10 protein-coding genes are annotated in these 18997 nt (G+C 71.6%); 7 read left to right on the plus strand and 3 right to left on the minus strand.

Annotated features, from left to right (window positions below; genetic code table 11):
- The 5 genes from ACZ42X_RS18985 to ACZ42X_RS19005 all read left to right on the plus strand — a co-directional run.
- A partial coding sequence (locus ACZ42X_RS18985; protein ID WP_468291007.1) for an Rne/Rng family ribonuclease occupies nucleotides 1-3380 on the plus strand: 3380 nt, incomplete at its 5' end.
- 400 nt (nucleotides 3381-3780) lie between these two features.
- Complete coding sequence (locus ACZ42X_RS18990; protein WP_468291010.1) at nucleotides 3781-4908, plus strand: DegT/DnrJ/EryC1/StrS family aminotransferase; 1128 nt, start codon at nucleotides 3781-3783, stop codon at nucleotides 4906-4908.
- A complete protein-coding gene (locus ACZ42X_RS18995) occupies nucleotides 4905-5918 on the plus strand; it encodes a Gfo/Idh/MocA family protein (protein ID WP_468291013.1) in 1014 nt (337 codons plus the stop codon). The genes ACZ42X_RS18990 and ACZ42X_RS18995 overlap by 4 nt, the downstream gene beginning before the upstream one ends.
- Nucleotides 5915-7546 carry a glycosyltransferase family 2 protein gene (locus ACZ42X_RS19000; RefSeq protein WP_468291016.1) on the plus strand — a complete coding sequence of 544 codons (1632 nt, stop codon included), beginning with the start codon at nucleotides 5915-5917 and terminating at the stop codon, nucleotides 7544-7546. The genes ACZ42X_RS18995 and ACZ42X_RS19000 overlap by 4 nt, the downstream gene beginning before the upstream one ends.
- Nucleotides 7543-8826: a nucleotide sugar dehydrogenase gene (locus ACZ42X_RS19005; RefSeq protein ID WP_468291019.1), complete on the plus strand. Its 1284-nt coding sequence runs from the start codon at nucleotides 7543-7545 to the stop codon at nucleotides 8824-8826. The genes ACZ42X_RS19000 and ACZ42X_RS19005 overlap by 4 nt, the downstream gene beginning before the upstream one ends.
- 153 nt (nucleotides 8827-8979) lie before the next feature.
- Here the strand turns inward: ACZ42X_RS19005 and ACZ42X_RS19010 are convergent, their stop codons facing one another.
- The 3 genes from ACZ42X_RS19010 to ACZ42X_RS19020 all read right to left on the minus strand — a co-directional run bounded on the left by ACZ42X_RS19010 (nucleotide 8980) and on the right by ACZ42X_RS19020 (nucleotide 13318).
- The gene (locus tag ACZ42X_RS19010; RefSeq protein WP_468291022.1) at nucleotides 8980-11238 is read right to left on the minus strand and encodes a glycosyltransferase family 4 protein; all 2259 of its coding nucleotides are present in this window, start codon (nucleotides 11236-11238) and stop codon (nucleotides 8980-8982) included.
- Complete coding sequence (locus ACZ42X_RS19015) at nucleotides 11235-12569, minus strand: glycosyltransferase (RefSeq protein WP_468291025.1); 1335 nt, start codon at nucleotides 12567-12569, stop codon at nucleotides 11235-11237. The genes ACZ42X_RS19010 and ACZ42X_RS19015 overlap by 4 nt, the downstream gene beginning before the upstream one ends.
- Before the next feature lie 137 nt (nucleotides 12570-12706).
- Nucleotides 12707-13318: an acyltransferase gene (locus ACZ42X_RS19020; protein WP_468291239.1), complete on the minus strand. Its 612-nt coding sequence runs from the start codon at nucleotides 13316-13318 to the stop codon at nucleotides 12707-12709.
- Nucleotides 13319-13715: 397 nt separating this feature from the next.
- Between ACZ42X_RS19020 and ACZ42X_RS19025 the strand changes: the two genes are divergently transcribed.
- Both ACZ42X_RS19025 and ACZ42X_RS19030 read left to right on the plus strand, forming a co-directional pair.
- A complete protein-coding gene (locus ACZ42X_RS19025; RefSeq protein WP_468291028.1) occupies nucleotides 13716-15179 on the plus strand; it encodes an FG-GAP repeat domain-containing protein in 1464 nt (487 codons plus the stop codon).
- A 53-nt stretch (nucleotides 15180-15232) separates the two neighbouring features.
- The gene (locus tag ACZ42X_RS19030) at nucleotides 15233-18892 is read left to right on the plus strand and encodes a LamG domain-containing protein (RefSeq protein WP_468291030.1); all 3660 of its coding nucleotides are present in this window, start codon (nucleotides 15233-15235) and stop codon (nucleotides 18890-18892) included.
- The last annotated feature ends 105 nt before the right edge of the window (nucleotides 18893-18997 follow it).

Genomic DNA, 18997 nt, shown 5'->3' on the forward strand with positions numbered 1-18997 from the left:
AGACGCCTGCCGAGGCCGAGGCCCCGGCTGCCGCTGAGGCGCCCGCGCCCGCTCGTTCGCGTCGTCGCGCCACGCGCAAGGCCACCGCGCCCGCCGGTCCGCCGAAGCCGGAGGCCGAGGAGGCCGCCGCCGAGGAGGGCGAGACCCTGCCCGCCGGCACCGTCGCGCAGATCGCGGCCGACGAGGACGAGGTCGCCGCCGCCGAGCGCGCCGCCTCCCGTGGCCGTACCCGCCGCCGTGCCGCCACGCCGCAGTTCACCACCGACCCGGCGCACAAGACGGAGCGCCGCCGCGCCACGCGGCCCGCCGTACCCGTCTTCCAGGCTCCGGTCTTCACCGAGCCGATGTTCCAGACGCCGGAGACCGCGGCCGCCGCCGCTGCCGCCCGCGCCGCGGAGCAGGACGAGGAAGAGGTCCCCGAGACCACGCAGGCCGCGCCGGTCGCGCAGGCCGCCCCCGTCGCCGAGGCCGCCGAGCCGGCGGAGACCGGTGGGCGCCGTCGCCGTCGCCGCCGGGGTGAGCCCGCGGAGCCCGTCGCGCCCGTCGCCGAGGCCCCGCAGCCGGAGGAGGCCGAAGAGGCCGAGGAGCCCGAGACGGAGGCCGTGGCCGCCGAGGAGGGCGAGGAGTACGAGGACCGCCCCTCCCGTCGCCGCCGCCGTGGAGGCCGTCGTCGCCGCCGTGGCGAGATGGCCGACGCGGACGAGGCCCGCGAGGAGGCCGAAGAGGCCGAAGACGCCGAGGAGACCGAGGCCGAGGCCGAGGCCGCCGAGCGCGAGGCGGAGGACGAGGACCACGAGGCCGAGGAGGGCGACGAGCACGAGGGCGGCACCCCCTCCGCCGCCGGGACCAGCAGCTCCCGCCGTCGCCGTCGCCGTCGTCGCCGCACCGGTGAGGCGCCCGCCGAGGCCGAGGTGGCCGAGGAGGACGGCGTCCGTACGGTCGTCAAGGTCCGCGAGCCGCGCCCGGCCCGCGAGAAGGCCGAGCCGTCCGACGAGGTGCAGTCCATCAAGGGCTCGACCCGCCTGGAGGCGAAGAAGCAGCGCCGCCGCGAGGGCCGCGAGCAGGGCCGCCGCCGCGTGCCGATCATCACCGAGGCCGAGTTCCTCGCCCGCCGCGAGGCCGTCGAGCGCGTGATGGTCGTCCGCCAGAGCGGCGAGCGCACCCAGATCGGCGTCCTCGAGGACAACGTGCTCGTCGAGCACTACGTCAACAAGGAGCAGGCCACCAGCTACGTCGGCAACGTCTACCTGGGCAAGGTCCAGAACGTCCTGCCGTCCATGGAGGCCGCCTTCGTCGACATCGGCAAGGGCCGCAACGCCGTCCTGTACGCCGGTGAGGTGAACTTCGAGGCGCTCGGCATGGCCAACGGGCCGCGCCGTATCGAGACCGCGCTCAAGTCCGGCCAGTCCGTCCTCGTCCAGGTGACGAAGGACCCGATCGGCCACAAGGGCGCCCGCCTCACCAGCCAGGTCTCGCTGCCCGGCCGCTACCTGGTGTACGTGCCCGAGGGCTCGATGACCGGCATCAGCCGCAAGCTGCCCGACACCGAGCGCGCCCGGCTGAAGACCATCCTCAAGAAGATCGTCCCCGAGGACGCGGGCGTCATCGTGCGCACCGCCGCCGAGGGCGCGAGCGAGGACGAGCTGCGCCGTGACGTCGAGCGGCTCCAGGCGCAGTGGGAGGACATCCAGAAGAAGGCGAAGAGCGGCAACGCCCCGACCCTTCTCTACGGAGAGCCGGACATGACCGTCCGGGTCGTCCGCGACATCTTCAACGAGGACTTCTCCAAGGTCATCATCAGCGGTGACGAGGCCTGGGAGACCATCCACGGGTACGTGTCCCACGTGGCGCCCGACCTCGCCGACCGGCTGCAGCGCTGGACGTCGGAGGTCGACGTCTTCGCGACGTACCGGATCGACGAGCAGCTGATGAAGGCGCTCGACCGCAAGGTCTGGCTGCCGTCCGGCGGCTCGCTGGTGATCGACAAGACCGAAGCCATGGTCGTGATCGACGTCAACACCGGCAAGTTCACCGGTCAGGGCGGCAACCTCGAGGAGACCGTCACCAGGAACAACCTGGAGGCGGCCGAGGAGATCGTGCGCCAGCTGCGCCTGCGCGACCTGGGCGGCATCGTCGTCATCGACTTCATCGACATGGTGCTGGAGTCCAACCGGGACCTCGTGCTGCGGCGCCTGCTGGAGTGCCTGGGCCGGGACCGTACGAAGCACCAGGTCGCCGAGGTCACCTCGCTGGGCCTGGTCCAGATGACCCGCAAGCGGGTGGGCCAGGGCCTGCTGGAGTCCTTCTCCGAGACCTGCGTCCACTGCAACGGCCGTGGTGTCATCGTCCACATGGAGCAGCCGACCACCGTGGGCGGCGGCAACGGCGGCAAGCGGGCCAAGAAGCGCGCCCGCGCGGCCGAGGCCGCCGAGGCCGCGGAAGCTCTCGAGACCGCCGAGGCCGTCGAGACCCCGGCGGCCGAGGCCGAGCCGGAGTTCGAGACCGAGGCCGAGCTCGCCGCGGAGGTCGCCGCCCCGGTGGCCGTCGAGGAGCCCTTCCGCCCCGACGAGGAGCTGTACTCCAGCGTCGCGGAGGCCGAGGCCGCCGCGGGCCGCGGGCGTGGCCGTCGCCGGGTGACGCGCAAGGCCACGGCCCCGGCCGGTGCCCCGCGCGCCGCCCAGGAGCCCGCGCCGCAGCCGGCGCTCGCCGAGGTGGCTCCGGAGACCGTGGAGGTGGAGGCGGTTCCGGCCGTCGCCGCCGCGGCGGCCCCGGTGGAGGCTCCCGTGCAGGAGGCGGCGGAAGCGGCCCCCAAGGGCCGTACGCGCCGCCGTGCCACCCGTAAGGCGACGGCGCCGGCGCCCGCCGAGGCCCAGGGCCCGGCTCCGGCCGAGTCCGAGGCCCCGCGTCAGCCGGAGCCGCAGCCCGAGCCGGAGCAGCCGACGCCGGCCGAGCCGGTCGCCGCCGAGCCGGTCGCCGAGGAGGCCCCTGTGGCCGCCCCGCCGCGTGCCCGGCGCCGCGTGGTCCGCAAGGTCACCGCTCCCGCCGGTTCTCCGGGGGGCGCGGCGGAGGCCGCGATCGTCGTGGTGAAGAGCGCCCCGGCCGAGCCGGAGACTCAGGCACCGGACACGGCGGAAGGCGAAGCCGCGGCCGAGCCCGAGGCCCCGGCCGAGAAGGCGACCGCGCGCAAGACCGCCAAGAAGGCCACGGCCAAGAAGGCGGCCACCAAGAAGACGGCGGCCGCCAAGAAGACCGCGGCGAAGAAGACGACCGCCAAGAAGGCCGCCACGAAGGGCACCACGGCCAAGAAGGCGACGGCCAAGAAGACGGCCGCCGCCGAGCAGGCCCCCGCCCCCTCCGTGACGGCCGTCACGGAGGACTGACGGCAGACCGACGGGCCGGTCGCTGTTCGGCCGCCGGCCGGGGGAACGCGCCCCGGCTGACGGTTGAACACTTCGCAAGGCCCAGCGGAACGTTCCGCGTCCCGCCCCGGGATTCCCCGAGGCGGGACCCGGATTTCGTTTCGCAATCGATGCCTTCAGGCGTTAACAGGCCCGAAATTGACGAGGAAATTCCTGATAATGTGACGCCGGTCGCTGCCGTGGGCGGGCCCCGCCCGGAGACTACGGCGGTGACCGACCCGGTTCCGGGACAGACCGGTCCCAGCAATCCTCGGTAGGGCGTCGGCATCGCGCCGGAGGGGTACGCGCGGCCTCGCGAGACGTCCGCTCACCCCCAGACCTCTGCCAAAAGAGCTCTTGCGGTGTTCATAGGAGGACGTCCATGCCGAGCATCAACGAGCAGCCCATCCCCGCTGCCCGCCCGGTCATCGGTGAAGAAGAGATCGAAGCCGCCGTACGCGTACTGCGCACCGGCCGTGTCGTGCAGGGCCCCGAGGTCGCGGCCTTCGAGGAGGAGTTCTCGGAGCTGGTCGAGGGCCGGCACTGCGTCGCCGTCAACTCCGGCACCTCGGCGCTGCACCTTCTGCTGATGGCCATGAACATCGGCCCGGGCGACGAGGTGATCGTCCCGTCCTTCTCCTTCGCCGCCTCGGCGAACGCGGTCCGCCTGGTCGGCGCCGACGTCGTCTTCGCGGACATCGAGCGGGACAGCTTCAACCTGGACCCCGCCGCCGTCGAGGCCGCCATCACCCCGCGTACCGCCGCGATCATGCCGGTGCACATCTACGGCAACCCGGCCGCCATGGACAAGATCATGGCCATCGCCGACAAGCACAAGCTCGCGGTCGTCGAGGACGCCTGCCAGGCGCACGCCGCGGCCCTGAACGGCACCCCGGTCGGCGCCTTCGGCACCGGCGGTACCTTCAGCTTCTACCCGACGAAGAACATGCACTCCCTCGAGGGCGGCATGGTCTCCACCGCGGACGCCGAGATCGCCCGCACCCTGCGCCTGCTGCGCAACCAGGGCATGGAGCAGCGGTACGCGAACGAGATCGTCGGCGCCAACATGCGCATGACCGACGTGAACGCCGCCATCGGCCGCGTGCAGCTCGCCAAGCTCAACGGCTGGACCGAGCAGCGCATCGCCAACGCCGCGTACCTCTCGGAGCACATCACCGCCGCGAACGTGGTCACGCCGGTCGTCGCCGAGGGCGCGCGCCACATCTACCACCAGTACACGATCCGCGTGACCGGCGGTGAGGGCGCCCGCGACGCTGCGATGGCGAAGCTCACCGAGGCCGGCGTCGGCAACGCCGTGTACTACCCCACCCCGATCCACCGGCTGAAGCCGTACTGGGAGCCGGACCAGAAGGCGGGCCGCACCTGGGACCTGCCCGAGACGGAGAAGGCCGCGGCCGAGGTCGTCTCGCTGCCCGTGCACCCCTCGCTGACCCAGAACGACCTGGAGCGCATCGTCACCGCCGTGAACGCGCTGGGAGAGAACCTGTGACTGCTGCTGGACTGCGGGCCGGCCTCATCGGCCTCGGCTCGATGGGACGCCACCACGCCCGCGTACTGGCCGGGCTCGACGGCGTGACTCTCGTCGGAGTCGTCGACCCGATGGGCGACAAGAACGGCTGGGCCCAGGGCGCGCCCGTCCTGTCCACCGTCGAGGAACTGATCTCGCTGGGCATCGACTACGCCGTCGTCGCCTGCCCGACCGCGCTGCACGAGGAAGTCGGCCTGAAGCTCGCCGAGGCCGGCGTGCACGCCCTGGTCGAGAAGCCGGTCGCGGACACCGTCGAGGGCGCCCGCCGCCTCGTCGAGGCGTTCGAGTCGCGCGGCCTGGTGGCCGGCGTCGGCCACATCGAGCGCTGCAACCCGGCGCTGCGCTCCCTGCGCACCCGCCTGGAGGCCGGGGAGCTGGGCGACGTCTACCAGGTCGTCACCCGCCGCCAGGGCCCCTTCCCGCACCGCATCGCGGACGTCGGCGTGGTCAAGGACCTCGCGACGCACGACATCGACCTGACCGGTTGGGTGACGGGCCAGGAGTACACCTCCATCGCCGCCCACACGGTGTCCAAGTCCGGCCGCCCGCACGAGGACATGGTCTCCGCCGTCGGCCAGCTGTCCGACGGCACGATGGTCAACCACCTGGTGAACTGGCTGAGCCCGCTGAAGGAGCGCTTCACCTCCGTCACCGGTGAGCGCGGCTGCTTCATCGCCGACACCCTCACCGCCGACCTCACCTTCTACTCGAACGCCGCCGTGGCGACCGAGTGGGAGGCGCTGCGCGCGTTCCGCGGTGTCGCCGAGGGCGACATGATCCGCTACGCCATCCCGAAGCGCGAGCCGCTCCTGGTCGAGCACGAGCTCTTCCGCGACGCCGTGCTCGGCGAGTCGGAGGACATCTGCACGCTGCGCCAGGGGCTCCGTACGGTGGAGGTGGCCGCCGCGGTCCTCGAGTCCGCCAACAGCGGTGTCACCGTGCGGCTCTCCCCGGAGGACTCAGCGCGTTGACCACGCCCGATGTCACCGTCGTGGTAGCCGTCTACAACACGATGCCGTACCTGACCGAGTGTCTGAACTCGCTCGTCGGGCAGAGCATCGGTCTGGACCGGCTCGAGGTCGTGGCCGTCGACGACGGCTCGACCGACGACAGCGGCCGGGAACTGGACCGCTTCGCGGAAAAGTACCCGGGCACTGTCAAGGTGATCCATCAGGAGAACTCCGGCGGCCCCGCCGCGCCCAGCAACCGGGCGCTGGAGGTGGCCACCGGCCGGTTCGTGTACTTCATCGGCTCCGACGACCACCTCGGCGAGGAAGCGCTGGAGCGGATGGTCGCCTGCGCCGACAAGCACGGCTCGGACATCGTGGTCGGCAAGATGGTCGGCACCAACGGCCGCTACGTCCACCAGGCGCTCTTCAAGCAGAGCGACCCGGACGTGAGCCTGTACGACTCGGCGCTGCCGTTCACGCTGGCCAACACCAAGCTGTTCCGGCGCGAACTGGTGGAGAAGTACAAGCTGCGCTTCCCCGAGGACATGCCGGTCGGCTCCGACCAGCCGTTCACCATCGAGGCGTGCGTCCGGGCCGCCAAGATCTCCGTCGTCGCCGACTACACCTGCTACTACGCGGTCAAGCGGGGCGACGCGTCCAACATCACCTACCGCGCCAACCACCTCGCCCGCCTCCACTGCGTCAGCGAGATCATGCGGCGCGCCGCGGAGCTGATCGAGGCCGGTCCGAAGCGGGACGCCGTCTTCGAGCGCCACTTCACCTGGGAGCTCGCCAAGCTCATCCAGGAGGACTTCCCCACCCTGGACCGGGAGACGCAGACCGAGGTGTGCGCGGGCATCGCCCGGCTGGCGGACCTCTACTTCACCGACGCCATCCGCGACAAGCTCGACGTGAAGCGGCGCGTACGCATCGGGCTCGCCCAGCGCGGCGCCGTCGACGAGCTGGTGCGCGCCATCGCGGACGAGACCGAGCACGGCGCCCCGCCGTTCCTGCTGGAGAACGGCCGCGCCTTCGCCCGCTACCCCGGCTTCCGGGACGTCCGCCTCGGGTTGCCCGACCGGCTCTTCGAGGTCATCGCCGAAGCCGTACCCCGGCAGCTGGCGGAGGGTACGGCGCTGCTGGCCGCCGACTGGGAGCAGGACGCCGAGCAGATGGCCGTCCGGCTCGCGGTGCGGATCCCCGTCACCGGCGAGACCGGCTCGGCCACCGTACGGGCGGCCGCCAAGGCCATGCCCAAGAGCGCCGACAAGCCCGGCGGCCGCCGGCTGCCCGCCGGCACCGACCTGCCGCCCGCCCCGCCCGGCGAGCAGACCCGCGAGGAGACGGCCGACGGCACCGGCACGGTGCTGCGCGTCCGGCTCCCCCTGGAAGCCCACCGGGCCAAGCTCGGCATCCGCGTCTACGTGGACGTGGCGGGCTCCGTGTACGAGATCCCGGTACCGGTCCGCGGCCTGCCGCTGCCGCTGGCCCGGCGCTGGCGCGAGCGGGTCCCGTACCGTGTCTCCGCCAACGCCAACCCCAAGGGGCGGCTGGTGATCACCACGGCTCCGCTCTGGGAGCCCTCGCCCGGCGTGGGCAAGCGACTGCGCCAAACGATGTCCCGTGTGAAGAGGAAACTGACCCGATGAATATCTGTGTAGTCGCGCTCGGCAAGATCGGCCTGCCGCTCGCCGTGCAGTTCGCCGCCAAGGGCCACAAGGTCATCGGCGCGGACGTCAACGAGAAGGTCGTCGAGCTGGTCAACGCCGGCACCGAGCCCTTCCCCGGCGAGCACGACCTGGACCGCCTCCTCAAGGAGACCGTCGGCGCCGGGCTGCTGTCCGCGACCACCGACACCACCGCCGCCGTCGCCCAGTCCGACGCCGTCGTGGTCGTCGTCCCGCTGTTCGTGGACGCCGAGGGCACCCCGGACTTCGGCTGGATGGACTCCGCGACGAAGGCGATCGCCAAGGGCCTCAAGCCCGGCACCCTCGTCTCGTACGAGACCACCCTGCCGGTCGGCACCACCCGCACCCGCTGGGCGCCGATGCTGGAGGAGGGCTCCGGCCTGAAGGCCGGCGAGGACTTCCACCTGGTCTTCTCCCCGGAGCGCGTCCTCACCGGCCGCGTCTTCGCCGACCTGCGCCGCTACCCCAAGCTTGTCGGCGGCATCGACGAGGCCTCCACCCAGCGCGGCGTGGAGTTCTACGAGCAGGTCCTCGACTTCGACGAGCGCAAGGACCTGCCGCAGGCCAACGGCGTGTGGGACCTGGGCACCGCGGAGGCGTCCGAGCTCGCCAAGCTGGCGGAGACGACGTACCGCGACGTCAACATCGGCCTGGCGAACCAGTTCGCCCGCTTCGCCGACCAGAACGGCATCGACGTCAAGAAGGTCATCGAGGCCTGCAACTCGCAGCCGTACAGCCACATCCACCAGCCGGGCATCGCCGTCGGCGGCCACTGCATCCCGATCTACCCGCGGATGTACCTGTGGAACGACCCGGAGGCGACCGTCGTGCGCTCGGCCCGCGAGGCCAACGCCGCGATGCCCGAGTACGCCGTCGACCTGCTGGCCGCCGCGTACGGCGACCTGACCGGCGTCAACGTGCTCGTGCTGGGTGCCGCGTACCGCGGTGGCGTGAAGGAGACCGCCTTCTCCGGCGTCTTCCCGACCGTCGAGGCCCTCACGGCGCGCGGCGCGGTGCCGTTCGTCTCCGACCCGATGTACACCGCCGAGGAGCTCGAGGCGCACGGCCTGACCGCCCACCGGGGCGAGAAGGTCACCGCCGCGATCCTCCAGGCGGACCACGCCGAGTACCGCACCCTGACCCCGGCGGACCTGCCGGACGTCACCGTGCTCGTCGACGGCCGCCGCACCACCGACCCGGCCGCCTGGAAGGGCGTGCGCCGCGTCGTCATCGGCGGCTGACGCTCTCCGGCGTACTCCACCGGCGAGGCCCTGTCGCGTACCGCGGCGGGGCCTCGCCGTTTCTCCCGCGCGGCGCCCACCGTCATCGGCGCGTGAACGCAGGACGGCCGGTTCCCCCATGGGGGAACCGGCCGTCGTGTGACGCGGTGCGGATCAAGACGTGGTGGTGTCCACCACCGGCAGGTGCTCGAACCTGGCACGGTCCATCTCGTTGGTGACACGCAGCTCCGGATAGGCCTGCGCGATCCGCCACGCCGTCGGGGCCGCGTTGGTGTCGCAGGCGACCACGAAGTCCGTCGGGTCCAGCCGCAGCTGGGGGAGGATCTCCCGCTCGGCGATCTTCGCGTAGATGCGCGGGCGCACCACCCGGTAGCCGCGGTGGAACACCTTCTTGTGGAAGCTGCTCGCCAGCTTGCTGTGGGCGCGCCAGGTCGCCTTCACGGCGAGCTCGGGCGCCACCTTGTCGCGCTGCCGGCCGGCCAGCCGGTCTGCGCGCCGCAGCACCGCGCGCGGGGCGCGGTAGACGACGAAACGCTCACCGCGCGGGATGAGCAGCCGCTGCTCGGCCTTCTCGATGTTGTGCACCTGCACGCGCTCGTCCAGCTGCGTACGCGTCCAGGCGCCCTCCCGGGCCGTGACCAGGTGGACCTCGACGCCCCGGGCCGCCAGGTAGTTCGCGTAGTCGGCGACGCGGCGGGGCCGGGCGGGGGTGTAGGCGAGGAGCAGGGCCCGGCCGGGAGCCGCCGCGGGGCCGGCCGCGCCGTCCTCCGCCTGCGCGGCCCGGGCCTCGACCGCCGCTACGGCCGCGGCGACCTCGGCGTCGACCGCCTCCTCGGGCTCCGGGTCCGGCTCGATGGCCGGCGCCCGGTCCTCGTACACCTCGATGAGCCGGCGGCCGACGACCGCGCGGCTGTACCGGGAGACCAGCACCTCGCGGGCCTTGTCCAGGTCGAGCTGGTCGAAGCGCTCGCGCAGCTCCCAGTAGGCGTCGACGATGACCTGGGGGTCGTCGCTGACGTCCATGAGCCCGCCGGCCAGTTCCTCTATGCCGGCGAGGGTCTCCTCGGGGCCGCGGCTGCGGGTGACGAGCACGGGCAGGCCCGCGGCGTTGGCCTCGACGACGGTCATGCCGAAGGTCTCGGCGCGGCTGGCGTGCACCAGGAGGTCGTACTGGTGCATGAGGCCGTTGACCTCCTCGGGCTGCACGGGCGGCAGGATCGTGAAGCGGTCGCCCAGCCCGAGCTCCTCCGCCCGCTCCAGCAGCTGCTCGCGCAGGGAGCCGGAGCCGACCATGGTCAGCGTCGCCTCGGGCTCCTTCTCGGCGACGAGCGCGAAGGCCTCCAGCAGCGGGACGACGCCCTTCGCGGGGAGCAGCCGGCCGACGTAGAGCAACTTGAGCAGCTTCTCGGAGGGCTTGGCCTCCGCGGTGAACCGCTCGAAGTCGATCACGTTCGGCACGATGCGGATCTTGCCGTCGTGGTGCGGGAACTCGCTCACGATCTGGTCGCGCAGGTGCTTGCTCACGCAGAGGAACTCGTCGGCGCGGTGCAGCACCTCGTCGTACAGCTTGCGTCCGGCCGGCTGCCGGAAGATCTTCTCCAGGAAGGAGGAGTGCTCGGTGACGACGATGCGCGCGTCGGGCCGGGCCAGGTGCATGGCGAGGACGCCGCCGTAGATGCCGGTGTGCGCGTGGATCACGGGCGCTTCGATCCGGCCGGTGGGCAGGGCCTTGCGCAGGGCCTCCTCCTGGCGGGCGACCCAGACGGCGTAATTGCGGCGGACGCTGATCGGCACCGGCACGCGCGTGACGACGCCCTCGGGCGTGTCCAGCACCGGGATCAGCTCGCGCCGCTCCAGGAACCGCTCGGCGGTGGCCTTGATCGCGTCCTGGAGGAGCGGGTCGGCGCTGCCGGGCCAGTCCTCCGTGTGCAGGATCGAGATCCGGTCGTAGTGGTGCGCGACGGCCTCGTTGGCGGCCTGCACGAACGACCCGGCGAACGGGTTGTTGGGGGAGGGGTACCAGGGCGTGACCACCGCGAGGTCGGCGGGCTCGGTGACCCGCTCCGTGCTCTCGTACGGCTCCAGCCGGAACTCCAGCTCCGGGCGGCGGCGCAGGGCCGTCCAGGCGACCGGGAGCGCCTGCGCGTCGCCCGCGACGAGGAGGTCGGCGCCCTTCAGGGGGCCGTCCTTGGCGAGGACCAGCTTGCGGGCGGACCGCCAGGCGGAGCCCTTCTTGTTGAGCCCGGCCCGCAGGACCCGTACGCCGGGGATCTCGGGCAGGTCGTCCCACGCCGCGTGAGCGGAGACCACCAGGACGACCTCGCGTCCGGCGGCGGCCAGGTTCTCGACGTGGACGCGGGTGCCGCGGACCCGGGACTCCCCGAGCGCGAGATAGAGGACGTGGGTGCTCATCGGTGCTCCTCCACCAGCTTGCGCATCCGCTGTTCCCAGGGGCCGAGCGTCGCCGCACGGGTGTACTTGTGGGCGTGCTCGACGGCGAGCTCGTGCTGCGTGCGGTCGACCGCGCGGGCGGCTTCGGCGGCGGCGATGAACGACTTCGCGACCTGCTCCGCGGTGAGCTCACCGCCGGCGAACCAGAGCGGGTAGCCGTCGAGGACCTCGGTGGCGGCGATGTCCGGCTTGTGCACCGAGACGATCGGCTTGCCGGAGGCCATGTACTCGAAGACCTTGCCGGAGGTGACGTACCGCGCGCCCGGCACGCAGAAGACCAGCGCGTCGGTCTGCGCGTACACGGCCTTGGCCTCGGTCTTGCCGAAGGCGCCGTGGTAGCGCACCCCGATGTTCTCCTCCAGCGGCAGCCGCTTCGTCAGCGTCGCCACGTCGGCGGGGAAGAAGCCCAGGTGTCCGTGGATGTTCAGCTCGGCGTCCCGGAGCAGCGGGTGGCTGCGCGCGATGCGCCAGCCGTCGAAGAGCTCGTCGAGGGGAAGGTACGAGGTGACGGTGCCCAGGTAGCCGAAGCGCAGCGGGCGGTCCGCGGCGGGCGGGACGAACGCGGACTCGCCGAGCAGCTCCGGCTCCCAGCCGTTGGGCACCACGGTCATGCGCTCGGCGGCGTACGGGTAGCGCTCGATGTGCCACTGCCGCATGCCGTCGTTGACGAAGACGGCCTCGGCGGCGTCACGGAGGACCTTCGCCTCCCACTCGAAGGCCTTGCTGTCCTCCTTGAACTTCAGCTGCTCGGTGAACTGGTTGAAGGTCCACGCGTCGCGGTAGTCCACCGCGTACGGGATCTTCAGCAGCTTGCTGAGCATGTGCGCCGCGATGAAGGAGGCGAAGGGGTTCCCGGTGGCGATGATGAGGTCGAACTTCTCCTTGAAGTGCGCCTTCACGGCGTGGGTGAGGACGCCCGGGATCCAGGAGAGGTAGTGCTCGGGAAGGACCTTGGTCTGGAAGAGCTTGTAGAAGCTCGCGGCGAGGGTCGGGAAGTTGCGGCGCAGGCGGCCGAACTGCCGGACGTCCTTCTCCCACGCGTAGTACGCCATGGGGGGCCGGACCACCCGGACGCGCGGGTCGACGGTGTCCTCGAGGGAGGGGTCGCAGGCGTTCTGCAGGTACGTCTCGAAGAACTCGCGCGGGGCCGTGCAGACGGTTACGTCCCAGCCTGCTTCGGCGAAGTGGTTCGCAGTGGCGCGGCCTCTGAAGACACCACTTGCACGGCTGGGCGGAAAGAAATACGCGAGATACAGAACGCGTGGCCGGCGTCCGCTTGATCCGAGCGGCATGACAGTGGTGGAACCCTTCCCTCAAGGCAAAATGCGTCCATGCTATCGGACGCTTGGATGTGCGTGTCCGGTTCTGTGGCGGAGCTGTGGTCGCCTGTGTGGCTGGTCACTCCGGGCGGCCGGCCCTCGGCTCAGCCTCAGGCGGAGAGGTCCGCGCGCTCCGACAGGACCCCGTCCTTCTCCTCGTACAGGGCGCCGGTCTTCGGGCAGGTCCAGACCCCGGGCTCGCCGTCCCGCTCGACCAGCCGGACGCCCTCCCGGCCGACCCAGCCGATCCGACGGGCCGGGACACCGACGACCAGGGCGAAGTCGGGCACGTCCTTGGTGACCACGGCGCCTGCCGCGACCATCGCCCATCGTCCGATACGGACCGGGGCGACGCACACCGACCGCGCGCCGAGCGAGGCGCCCTCGGCGACCTTCACACCGACGGCCTCCCAGTCGCTGCCCCGCTTCTGCCGGCCCTCGGGGTCCACCGACCGGGGGTTGTGGTCGTTGGTGAGCACGACCGCCGGCCCCACGAAGACGCCGTCGGCGAGCTCGGCGGGCTCGTACACCAGGGCGTAGTTCTGGATCTTGACGTTGTCGCCGATGCGGACACCGGTGCCGATGTACGCGCCGCGCCCGACCACGCAGGCCTCGCCGAGCCGCGCGTTCTCCCGGATCTGGGCGAGCTCCCAGACGCTGCTGCCGGCCCCGATCTCAGCGGTCTCGTCGACCTGCGCGGTGGGCTGGACCCTGTAGTTCACTGTCATGCCTTTCCCAGGTGCTCTTCGCCAGGTGAGCATACGTGCCGGGCCGGGGAGAGCGCCGCCGGACCGGCATCGGGTACGCGCCGAGGGCGCGGGTGGCCGGCGTGAGCAGCTTCACGTGAGCGTGCGCGTCACCTGGGGGCGATGCGGCGACGGACGTATGGGCGCTTTGTTGAGGGACTGCCCCCGTATGTGAAAAGGACGTGACGGTTCCGTGACCCGACGGAGGGGGTGATGTCGGACATCGGATCTTGAGGGCTTGTCCTGCTCGGGTCAATGTGCCGGAGTCATGACAGGCGTTCAGAGGTGGGGGACACGTATGCCCGGCACAGGAAGAACCTGGTGGCGGATCGCCGCCGGGGCCGCCGTAGCGGCACTGATCACAACGGGGGCGGTGCCAGGTTCGTCACAGGAGGCGGGAGCGGCCACGGCATGCGCCGGTGGCGTCGACTACGACTTCAACGGGGACGGTCTGCGTGACGTCGTCATCACCGACCCGATGGCCACCGTCAGCGGACAGCCCAAGGCAGGGCTGATCAATATCGTCCTGGGCGGCGGCAAGGGCACCGTCCAGCTTTCGCAGGACACGGAAGGCGTCTCGGACAGCGCGGAGGCGGGCGACCAGTTCGGCTTCTCGTTCGCCATGTACGACGCCAACCAGGACGGCTGCAGCGACCTCGCGGTCGGCATCCCGTACGAGGACGTCGGCACCGTCCCGGACGCGGGCCTCGTCCACTTGGTCTACGGTTCCCCGTCCGGCCTCGGCGCCCTGGGCTCGGTCGGCTTCCGGCAGGGCGCGGACGGCCTCATGAAGGAGGTCGCCGAGCCGGAGGACTGGGTCGGCTACTCGGTCGCGACGACCCTGTCGGCCTCTGGAATCCCGTACCTGATCATCGGCACCCCGGGCGAGGACGCCCGCGGCCTCACCGACAGCGGTCTGGTCACCTGCATGTACGGGTCCGACTTCCGGGCCGCCTCCGTGGACCAGGACAGCATCGGCGTCTGGGAGACCTCCGAGGCGCACGACCAGTTCGGCGCGTCCCTCGTCGCATCCGGCCAGGTGTTCGTCGTCGGGGTGCCCGGCGAGTCGATCGACACCGACCAGGCGTCCGGCGCCGTGATGGCGTTCCGCCCGTCCATCAACGCCGACGGCATCCCGGCACCCTCCTTCGCCATGGGCCAGGGCCGTGCGGCGGGCTACGAATCGTCCGCCGAGGACGGCGACCGCTTCGGCACCTCCATGGCCATGGTCCCGTACCGCCCGTCGACCTCCACGACGGCGACCGACTGGCTGCTCGCCGTCGGCGCGCCCAGTGAGGACCTGGTCGGATCGGTCGACGCCGGCGCCGTGGTGACGTACCACATCACCGCCGACGGCGGGGTGACGCGCCTCAACTGGATCGACCAGAACACGGCGAACGTCGAGGGCGCGGCCGAGCCGGGCGACTTCTTCGGGCAGCGGCTCGCCGCCGTGAACACCTCGCCCGCCACGGTGGGCACCGCCTCCACCCTGCGCGTCGCCGTCGGCGTACCGGGTGAGGAGTCCTCCGAGGAGCAGCGCGACAAGGGCGGCGTGCAGATCCTGCCCATGATCGGCGCGCCCGGTACGGGCGACACCTGGATGGAACCCGGCACCGGCATCCCGGACACCTCCGGCAACCAGCTGCTGACCGGCATCAGCCTGGGCGCCAGCCGTACCTCGCTGTTCGTCGGTCTGCCCTACGGCGCCGCACCGGGACACGCCGTGTACGGCTTCCCGTGGACGGCGGCGCAGGGCTCCGCCCCGACGCAGACGTGGCGGCCCGGCGACGGCGTCATCCCGGCCGGCGACGGCGCGTTCGGCACCGCCATCGGATGACCCGGACACGTGGTTCCCACATCGTTGACATGAGCACAAAAGGGAGTGACAGCGTGTCCGCACGGATACGTCGCAGCACACTGCTGCGCAGCGCGGTGGTGGCCGCGACGGCAGGCGCCGTCCTCACCACCGTCGTGAGCGGGCCTCCGGCGCCCGGACAGCCGGAACGGAGATCCGAGCCGGCCGCCGTATCAGGCCCGGCCGATACGGAGTACGAAGCCCGGGCGGCCGCCCGCAAGGGCGGCAAGCGGGTCGAGGTCCTCAACCAGCGCACCGAGCGCCGTGAGGTCTTCGCCGAGCCCGACGGCACCTTCACCGCACGGGAGTACACCCAGCCGGTGCGCACCGTGAAGGGCGGCACGTGGGTCGACATCGACACCACGCTGGTGAAGCGGCCCGACGGTTCGATCGCCCCCAAGGCGGCCACCGCCGACCTGACCTTGTCGTCGGGACAGGCCGGCACGCCGTTCGCGTCGCTGCGGCACGTCGGCCGCGAGCTGGCGCTGACCTGGCCGTACGGCAAGCTCCCGGCGCCGGTCCTCAAGGGAGACACGGCCACGTACGTGGACGCCCTGCCCGGCGTCGACCTGACCGTGCGCGCCGAAGCCGACGGCTTCGGCCACCTGCTGGTCGTCAAGACGCCCAAGGCGGCCGCCGACCCGCGGCTCGCCCGGCTGGACCTGGGCCTGAAGGCCGGCGGCGTGAAGGTCGCGGAGGACGCCTCGGGCGCCCTCAAGGCCGAGGACGCGGCGGTCGGCGGCACCGTCTTCGAGGCGGGCAAGCCCGCGATGTGGGACTCGGCCGCGGTGAAGGAGGCGGCGGCCAGGTCCCAGGGCGCCAAGGCCGTCCGGCAGGCGTTCGCCGCGACGGCGACCGCCACGGCGACGGCGACGGCGACCGCCACTGCGACGGCGGCTGCGACGGCCCCGGCTCCCGCCCCCGCCCTGGAGGGCCCGGGTGGCGGCGGCAAGGTCGCCCCGCTCGGCCTGGAGATCGGCAAGGGCAAGCTGACCCTCGTACCGGACCGCAAGCTGCTGACGTCCACCGACACGGTCTTCCCGGTCGTCATCGACCCGATCCCGCGGACCACCTCGCGTACCGCGTGGACCGGCGTGATGTCCGGCATGCCGACCGAGCAGGACTGGAAGTACTCCGGCGACGCCGGTGTGGGCAAGTGCCCCACGGACTACAACCCGGTCTCCTGCAACGGTGTGGGTGTCCGGCGACTGCTGTTCACCATGCCCATGTCCTTCTACAAGGGCAAGCAGATCATCAGCACCTCGTTCTCGGCCAACGTCGCGCACATCTACAGCGCGCAGCCGACCGCCGAGCCCATCCGGCTGTACCGGATCGGCAGCGGCAACTACACGATCACCTCGTCCAGCAACTGGTCCAACACGCAGGACGACTGGACGACCCACCTGCACACCGTCGACAAGGCCATCTCGCCGACCGGCTCCTGCTCGAACCAGGCGAACCTGCACTTCGAGAGCGCCGCCACCGGCGCGCTCACCAACGCGGTCAGGTCCGCCGCCGGTACCGGCGTCACCGCGATGACCCTGGGCCTGCGCGCCAACGACGAGACCCGGTTCGCCGAGTGGAAGCGCATCTGCGGCAACGCCTACCTGTCGGTCAGCTACAACACGCTGCCGTCGCAGATCACGGCGGGCATGATGTCCAGCAACCCGGGCGGCGGCTGCAAGGTCGGCGCGGCGCGCCCGTACAGCGAGGTGCCCCCGGTCATCTCCACCGAGGCGCGCGACCCCGACCACGGCAACGGCGTGACGGACAAGGTCCTGGTCGAGTTCAAGGTCGAGTGGACCGACAGCACCGGCAAGCCCCAGTACTACACCACCCGGACGGGCTACCTCTCACCCATCGCCGGCACCAAGTTCACCCATCAGGTGAAGTCCACGATCCCGCAGAACACCGTCATCTCGTGGAGCGCCCGCGCCTACGACGGTGACGGCCTGGGCCTCTGGTCGGCGTCGAAGTGCGAGTTCATCTACGACGCCACCCTGCCCGGCAAGCCGAACGTCGTGTCCCAGCAGTACCCCTCCGACTCCGTCTACCACGACGGCGTGGGCACCTACGGCACCTTCACCTTCTCGCCCAACCCGAACGACTCCGTGCCCGACACGGACGTCGTGAAGTACCGCTACGCCTTCGACTCCACCGCCTCGCCCGCCACGACGGTCACCGCCGCGGCGGCCGGCGGCCCGGCGTCGGTGAGCTGGATGCCGACGAGGGACGGCCTGCACTGGCTGGAGGTCGTCGCCGTCGACAAGGCCGAGAACCCGAGTACGACGCACCGCTACGAGTTCCGCGTGAGCGAGGGCAGGCCGGTCACCGGCCAGTGGAACCTCGCGGACGACGCGGGCAGCACCGAGGCCCACGACGAGCGGGGGACCTTCTCCGCGACCGCCGGCACCGGTGTGACCTTCGGTGTGGATGGCCCCGGCGGTAAGTCGGACGCCGCCGCGCGGTTCGACGGGACCCCGAACGCCTACCTCGACACCGAGGAGACGGTCATCGACTCGGCGAAGGGCTTCAGCGTCAGCGCCTGGGTCCGCCCGACCTGGCCGGAACCCGACACCGCCCCCAAGCGGGACATGACCGTCGTCAGCCAGGACGGCACCGGCGAGCCCGGTTTCACCCTCGGCTACGACGCCGCTCGCAAGACGTGGGCTTTCGCGATCCCGATCACGGACGTGGACTCCATCGGCGAGTTCAAGGTCCACGCAGCCAACCTGAGCCTCGTCAAGGACCAGTGGGTGCACCTCACCGGCGTGTACGACGGTGAGCAGAAGAAGCTCCAGCTGTACGTCGACAAGGAGCTGAAGGGCACCGTCTCGCGGCCGGCCGTCTGGAAGTCCTACGGCCCGCTCCAGATCGGCCGCTCCACCGCCAAGACCGGCTACCAGAACCACTTCACCGGTGACATGGCGGAGGTCCGCGTCTTCGACCGCGTCCTGCCGACCGCCCAGGTCGCCGAACTGATGACGGTCAAGCCGGACCGCAAGGGCTACTGGCCGCTGGACGCCGCGACCAGCGGTGCGTCCGCGAACAAGGTGGAGGGCGGTGCCGCGCTGACGCTGGCGGGCAACGCGTACATCTACAGCCAGCCCGACCCGCTGGTGGGCGAGGCCACGCTGATGGGCGACGGCCACATGGTCCTCGACGGTGACGGCGACTACGCGTCCACGGCCGCGGCCCCGATCACGGGTTCCACCAGCTTCACGCTGACCGCCCGTGCCCGCCTCACGTCGCTGGACCCGACGAAGTCCCAGACCGTCCTGTCCCTGCCGGGGACCGTGAACAACCGCGTCGCCGTCCGCTATCACGCCGACGACCAAGGCGGTAAGTGGGAGCTGGTGGTCAGCAGGACCGACGCGGCCGGCGCGGAGAAGAAGATCCTCGTGGACGATCAGCAGCTGCCCGACAGCGGCGGCTCCGGCCAGCACCTGGCCGTCGTCTACGACGCCGTCGCCAATGAGCTGAGGCTCTACGTGGAGGGCCTCCTGGCCTCCACCGCCCGTGGCGTCGACACCACTCTCTGGGGGACCACCAAGGGCCTCCAGGTGGGCCGTTCGGTGATCGGTGACAGCGAGTACTTCGCCGGTGCCCTCGACGAGGTGCGCGCCTACACCGGCGCCGCCGACCTCGTGATGGTGCAGAAGCTGTCGGGACTCACCCCCCTGCCCCACATGTAATCCCCAGCGGGTGGGCCGGCTCCTGCCCGGGAGCCGGCCCACCCGCGCTCGTTCCCGCTTTTCCGTCACTCGCATACGCGGAGTTCTCTGATGTCTCTACGTGGC

The sequence above is a fragment of the Streptomyces sp. NPDC030862 genome (assembly GCF_055571835.1).

Bases quoted from the DNA above. Each gene is read 5' to 3' on its own strand.
- ACZ42X_RS19005 (WP_468291019.1), top strand. From the start codon at position 7,543: ATGAATATCTGTGTAGTCGCGCTCGGCAAGATCGGCCTGCCGCTCGCC.
- ACZ42X_RS19010 (WP_468291022.1), bottom strand. From the start codon at position 11,238: ATGAGCACCCACGTCCTCTATCTCGCGCTCGGGGAGTCCCGGGTCCGC.
- ACZ42X_RS19015 (WP_468291025.1), bottom strand. From the start codon at position 12,569: ATGCCGCTCGGATCAAGCGGACGCCGGCCACGCGTTCTGTATCTCGCG.
- ACZ42X_RS18990 (WP_468291010.1), top strand. From the start codon at position 3,781: ATGCCGAGCATCAACGAGCAGCCCATCCCCGCTGCCCGCCCGGTCATC.